The organism is Nocardia tenerifensis NBRC 101015 (assembly GCF_000308715.1).
Lineage (GTDB): Bacteria > Actinomycetota > Actinomycetes > Mycobacteriales > Mycobacteriaceae > Nocardia > Nocardia tenerifensis.
Genome location: NZ_BAGH01000394.1, coordinates 1 through 5,654, shown reverse-complemented (window position 1 = coordinate 5,654; position 5,654 = coordinate 1). Strand labels below are relative to the sequence as shown.

The 5,654-nt window shown below is 70.3% G+C and carries 7 protein-coding genes; 3 read left to right on the top strand and 4 right to left on the bottom strand.

Annotated elements, in window-relative coordinates; all coding sequences use genetic code 11:
* Positions 1–183: hypothetical protein (locus tag ON39_RS50190; protein WP_218006185.1), on the top strand; the 183-nt coding region annotated here is incomplete at its 5' end.
* On the opposite strand, the gene ON39_RS31400 is transcribed toward ON39_RS50190, so the two are convergent.
* The 3 genes from ON39_RS31400 to ON39_RS31390 all read right to left on the bottom strand — a co-directional run bounded on the left by ON39_RS31400 (position 180) and on the right by ON39_RS31390 (position 2,289).
* The gene (locus ON39_RS31400) at positions 180–1,010 is read right to left on the bottom strand and encodes an alpha/beta fold hydrolase (protein ID WP_040739670.1); all 831 of its coding nucleotides are present in this window, start codon (positions 1,008–1,010) and stop codon (positions 180–182) included. The genes ON39_RS50190 and ON39_RS31400 overlap by 4 nt on opposite strands.
* Positions 1,011–1,241: 231 nt before the next feature.
* Positions 1,242–1,811 (bottom strand): methylated-DNA--[protein]-cysteine S-methyltransferase, encoded by a 570-nt coding sequence (locus ON39_RS31395; protein WP_051187374.1) that lies wholly within the window; start codon positions 1,809–1,811, stop codon positions 1,242–1,244.
* A gap of 55 nt (positions 1,812–1,866) precedes the next feature.
* The gene (locus ON39_RS31390; RefSeq protein WP_040739669.1) at positions 1,867–2,289 is read right to left on the bottom strand and encodes a hypothetical protein; all 423 of its coding nucleotides are present in this window, start codon (positions 2,287–2,289) and stop codon (positions 1,867–1,869) included.
* Between the two features lie 62 nt (positions 2,290–2,351).
* On the opposite strand from ON39_RS31390, the gene yczR reads away from it, so the two are divergent.
* Complete coding sequence (gene yczR / locus ON39_RS31385; protein WP_040739668.1) at positions 2,352–3,857, top strand: MocR-like transcription factor YczR; 1,506 nt, start codon at positions 2,352–2,354, stop codon at positions 3,855–3,857.
* Between the two features lie 242 nt (positions 3,858–4,099).
* Here yczR and ON39_RS31380 read toward each other — a convergent pair whose 3' ends face one another.
* Positions 4,100–4,690 carry a TetR/AcrR family transcriptional regulator gene (locus ON39_RS31380; RefSeq protein ID WP_040739667.1) on the bottom strand — a complete coding sequence of 197 codons (591 nt, stop codon included), beginning with the start codon at positions 4,688–4,690 and terminating at the stop codon, positions 4,100–4,102.
* Between the two features lie 128 nt (positions 4,691–4,818).
* Between ON39_RS31380 and ON39_RS31375 the strand changes: the two genes are divergently transcribed.
* The gene (locus tag ON39_RS31375; RefSeq protein ID WP_051187375.1) at positions 4,819–5,640 is read left to right on the top strand and encodes an SDR family NAD(P)-dependent oxidoreductase; all 822 of its coding nucleotides are present in this window, start codon (positions 4,819–4,821) and stop codon (positions 5,638–5,640) included.
* Positions 5,641–5,654 lie beyond the last annotated feature (14 nt).

Here is a 5,654-nt window from a genome sequence, read left to right as displayed (position 1 = left end):
CAGTGGTGGGCGGCGTCGCGGGCGGAATCCTTGGGGCAGGCGCGAGTTTCGGCGCTACAGCCCGATAACGTGCCCCCGGCCGGTATGGCGCTGTGGCCCGGTGTCGCGCTGCGGCTCGATGGCGCGCTGCGGCTCGATGGCGCGCTGCGGCCTGAGTCCCGCTTCAGCCTGATGCCACGCTAGGCGATGTTTTCTGCTGTGCCGCTGAGGAATTCGCCTGCGGCGGGGGCGAGGAGGGCGACGTTCGGGTTGTGGCTGAGCTTGGCGACCTCTTGGAACTCGGCGTCGGGGAGGACTGCGGCGATGGCGCGCGCTCCTTTGCGGAGCACCGCGTCGCTTTTGGCGCCGGCGATGACGAGGGTCTGCGCCTTGACGGTGGTCCAGTCCTCGGTGCGCAGCGGCTCGCCGCGCATGTAGTCGTGCATGACCGCCCAGTCGTGCGGGGTGGAGCAGGCGGTGGCGAGCAGGTTCTTCCACGACGGGGTGAACCTCATGACGGAGACGAACAGGCGCGGCACGCCCATCGCCTGGGTCATGTAGTAGCGGACGGTGTCGGCGCGGCGGTCGGCGGCGACCAGCTCGTGCAGGGTCGCCGTCAGGTCGGCGGGCGGCACGAAGCCGGCGCGGTCGACCACGAACGGCGGCTCGAAGGCGACCACCTTGGTGACCCCGAGCACGCGGCCCGAGCCGGCCGCGCGCAGCGCGAGCCCCGCGCCGGACGACCACCCGAACAGCATGGCCGAGCCGCCCGCCGTCTCGACCAGCGCGGCGATGTCGTCGATCTCGCGCTCGACGTCGTAGCCTCCCGCGTCGGTGCTGTCGCCGCGGCCGCGCCGGTCGTAGTTGAGGACGGTGAGCCCGTACTGCTCGTTGAGCGCCTCGGCCAGCTCGACCATCTTGGGGAACTTGCGGTAGCTGAACGCGCCGCCGACCAGGATCACGGTTCCGGCGTGACCCTCGTGGCGGTCGTAGGCGATCACGGTTCCGTCGGCGGAGGTCACGGTCTCCACAGCAGTCTCACTTTCGAAGCGGTGTCGGCCAACGGTGCGTTGGTGCCTATGCCTGTTCAGACGGTGCCGGGTCCGTGGAATCATCGACGGCGGCGGCGAGGCGACCAGAACCCGTGTAGTCTGTGATGCTGCTCACTATGCCGGTCCGATGCCTGGCAGGCCCGTGAACGTTATTTACGGAAGACCGTCCAGTACTGTCGAAGTCGCGTCGCGGACTCGAGAGTCGTTCGCTCAGAACAGAGTTGGCTCGCCGAAGCCCGGTGTGCGTTCGATCTCCAGTAGATGCTGCTTGGTGGTGACGCCGCCCGGCGCGGAGAAGCCGGTGAGCGCGTTGTCCGCGGCCAACACCCGGTGGCACGGGATGATGAGCGGAATCGGGTTGCGGCCGAGGGCCTGTCCGACGGCCTGGGCGGCGCCGGGCGCGCCGATGCGATCGGCCACCTGACCGTAGGTGAGGGTGCGGCCGGGGTCGATGGCGCGGGTGACCTCGTAGACCGCGCGGTGGAACTCCGGAATTCCGCTGGTGTCCAAGGGGATCCAGCGCAGGTCGTCGAGTTCGCCGGCCAGGTGGGCACGGATGCCGGCGATGGCCTCGGCGATCACGCCCGTCGGCGTCTGCTCGCGGACCTCGTCGTCCGGCAGGCCGGCGCGGCGGCGCGTGATGCGCGCGCGGGTCGCGGCGGGGGTGGACTCGGGGAGCTGGAACCGGATCACGGTCGTGCCGCTCCAGGCGATCGCGCAGCGGCCGATCGCGGTGTCGAAAAGGGTTGCCTCGGCGGACAGGCAACGCGGGGCGCTCATGCTCTCAGTGTGCACGGTGGGGCCGACACCTTTCGCCGGACCAGACCAGTTCTGCTCAACTGGCCTTGCTGTTGAGCATGCTCGGATCCGTCACGAGTCGCCGGACGCCCTTCGCGGGTTTCCGCGCGGCATCGGCCTTGTGCCCGACGGTTCGGCGCGACCGCCAGGCGTACTCGCTGAACTGGGTTTCGACCGGCCGCCGGGCGGGCTCCGGCGCGACGGGTTCGGCCGGGGCCGCGGCGTCGGCCGGCTCTCGAACGGCGGGCAACCCCAGGTCAGGCGCGTCCTCGCGGCCGTAGATCGCGGCCAGATCCGAGTAGCGCCGCTGGTCGTCGTAGTACGAGGCGGTCCAGTCGGACATCGGCGTGCGGGGGCGGTATCGCTCCAGCCGGAACGCCCGCTCGGCGCCCTTCGGCAGGTAGCGATAGATCAGATAACCGAACAGGGCGACGGCGAGCAGACTGGCGACGGTGGTCATGCTGCCAGCTTGCGCGCTGACTGGCCTTGCTTTAAATATCCACTGCCCCAATACTGGACCTTATGGCGACGAGAGTGATCGGCGCGGGCACCCTGGCCCGCGACCTCGGCAGGTGGCGCAGCGTGGACGAGGACGGCGAGACCGAGTCGCACCGGCGCCCCGCGCGCCCCGCGTATCTCGCACTCGCTGAAGGCATTCGGCTGCTGATCCACGACGGGCGCGCCCCGCTCGGCGTGGCGCTGCCCAGCGAGCGCGACCTCGCGGCCACCCTGGGCGTCAGCCGCACGACGATCACCTCCACCTACTCCCTGCTGCGCGAGAACGGCTACCTGATCAGCCGCCAGGGCTCGCGCAGCACCGTCGCCCTGCCGCGCGATGTGCAGCACGACGGCAGCAAGCCGGCCAGGAGCATCCTGGCGATGATGGCGGCCTCGGAGCTGCCGACCATCGACATGACCTACGCCGCGATGGCGGCGCCGCTGGAGATGCAGGACGCGTATTCGGTTGCGCTGGAAGGCCTCCCGTCCTATCTGGGGACGCACGGCATGGACCCGGTCGGCGTGCTCGCGCTGCGCGAGGCGATCGCGCGCCGGTTCACCCAGCGCGGCCTGCCCACCGAGCCGGACCAGATCCTCGTCACCCTCGGCGCCCAGCACGGCCTGCGCCTGCTGCTGAACGTCCTTACCGCGCCCGCCGCCAGGGTGCTCATCGACCACCCGACCTATCCGAACGCCATCGAGGCGATCCGCGACGTCGGCGCGCGCCCCGTGCCGGTGCCACTGCGCCCCGAGCATCCGGACAAGGGCTGGGATCTCGACGGAATCCGCAGTGCCGCACGACAAACCGCGGCGACCCTGGCCTATCTGGTGCCCGACTTCAACAACCCCACCGGCCTGCTGCTCGACGCGGACGGCCGCGCCGAACTGGCCGCCATCGCCAGGGAAACCAGGATGACCGTGGTGGTCGACGAGTCGATGGCCGATCTGCAGCTGACCGGCGAGCCGGAGCAGCCGCCGGTGGCGGCGTTCGCCAAGGGCAACGAGATCGTGACCATCGGCTCGGCCTCGAAGTCGTTCTGGGGCGGCCTGCGGGTCGGCTGGATCCGCACGAACCAGCCCCTCATCACCAAGCTGCTCGGCATCCGCTCCACGGTCGACCTCGGCACGCCGGTGATGGACCAGCTGGCCACCGTCCACCTGCTCGCCAACGCGGACGCCATCCTCGACCGCCGCCGCGATCAGCTGCGCGCCCAGCGGGCCGCGTTGGTCGAGGCCGTCGCCGAGGAGCTGCCCGAGTGGCGCCTGCACTACGGCGCGGGCGGCATGTCCGTGTGGGCGCAGCTGCCCTCGCCGGTCTCCACCGCGCTGGCCGCCACCGCGCCCAACCACGGTGTATTGCTCGCCGCCGGGCCGAGATTCGGCGTCCAGGGCGCCTTCGAACGCTTCATCCGCCTGCCCTTCACCCACCAGGAGCCCGAACTGCGCCTGGCGGTCAAGGCGACCGCCGCGGCGTACGAGGCGCTCACTCCGCGCGCCGCCGATCCGCTCCAGCCGTTGACCTGTTACTGAAGTCGTTGCGCTCCAGGGGGTTCGGTGGCTGAGGATCGTCGACTATGCCCCAAGGGGATCGTCGGCGGCCGAGGACCGTCGACTGTGCCCCAAAGGGGTTCGCCGCTGGCCGAGGGGTGTCGACTGTGCCCCAAGGGGATCGTCGGCGGCTGAGGACCGTCGACTGTGCCCCGAGGGATTCGCCGCTGGCCGAGGGGTGTCGACTATGCCCCCAAGGTTCGCCGACGGCGCGGGGCCGTCGACTATCGGCGCTTGCCGGTACCCACTCCGGCGAGGAGGGTGTCGACCACCCGGCTCGCGAGGGCGTCCGGATCGGCGGCGCCGTCCAGCTCGGTATTGCCGTGCACGGTCTCGTTGATCAGGGCGAGGTACACCCGGCGGACCCAGGTCGGGTCGGCGTCGGGCGCGATGAATCCGTCGGCGCGCGCCCGTTCGAGCACCGCGTCGCATTTCGCGAAGACGTCCGCCTGTAGCTCGGCCAGCTCGGGATCGGCGCCGTCGACGCGATCGAGCGCGTACGAGGCGCCGTACTTGATCTCGATGACGTTGGCGGTGGCCTGATGCAGCGCCACCAGCGGCGGCGCCGTCTGCGGCCGGGCGGCGTCGACCGCGGCCGCGATGCGCCGCCAAGCCGTGATCGCCATGGTGCGCACCAGTTCGTCTCGATTGGCGAAACGCCGGTGCACGGTCGTCCGGGCGACCCCGGCGGCCTCGGCGATCTGCTCGAGCGTCGCGTTGGGGTTCTCGCTCAGCACCCGTTCCGCGGCGTCCAGGATGGCGCGGACGGTGCGCTCGGCGTCGGCGCGCAGCGGGCGTGCGGATGAAGGCGGCATAAGACTCCGTTCTTGTCATGAAGATAGTACAGATGAGCTGCTGTTTGTCGCTAAGTTGCGACATTGAAGTTGCATTTATGGATTGTCCGGCTACTCTGATGTTGCATCAGATCATCAAGGAGTTGGACATGACCCGCACTGGAAAGACCGCACTCATCACCGGCGCCTCGTCCGGCATCGGCGCGGAGTTCGCCGCCGCGTTGGCGGCCCGAGGGGACGACCTCGTGCTGGTCGCCCGGTCCCTGCCGCGGCTGGAAGCCCTTGCCGCGCACCTGAGTCAGCGGCACGGCGTGCGCGTCGAGGTCATCGGGCAGGACCTCACCGCGCCCGACGCCGCCGCGCGGGTGACCGAAGAGCTTGCCGCCCGGGGGCTTTCGATCGATGTCCTGGTCAACAACGCGGGCTTCGGCAGCGCGGGCCGGTTCGAGGACCTCGGCGTCGAACGCGAACATGATCAGCTGATGGTCAATGTCGTTGCCTTGGCGGGGCTTACCCGCCGACTGATCCCGGACATGCTCGAGCGGGGCGGCGGTGAGATCGTCAATGTGGCCTCCACCGCGGCCTTTCAGCCGTCGCCCTACTTCGCGACCTACTCCTCCGGCAAGGCGTTCGTGCTGAACTTCAGCCTGTCGCTGTGGAGTGAGTATCGGGGCCGCGGCATCAAGGTCCTCGCGGTGTGCCCCGGCCCGACGGAGACGCCGTTCTTCGAGACCGTCGGCACCCGTGACGCCGCCCTCGGCCGAATGGGCAGCGCCACAGCGGTTGTGCGGTCCGCGCTGCGCGCGCTCGAGCGGAACCGGGGTTACGTCGTGCCCGGTGCGCAGAACTTCGCCGCCGCGCACCTCATGCCCCGGCGACCGCGCACCCTGGTGGCCCGCATCGCCAAGTTCGTCACCCGCGCGGTGGAAGACGGAGGCCGGCCGATCGACGAGATGGCGGCCGCGGCCTGATTCCGGCCGACGCG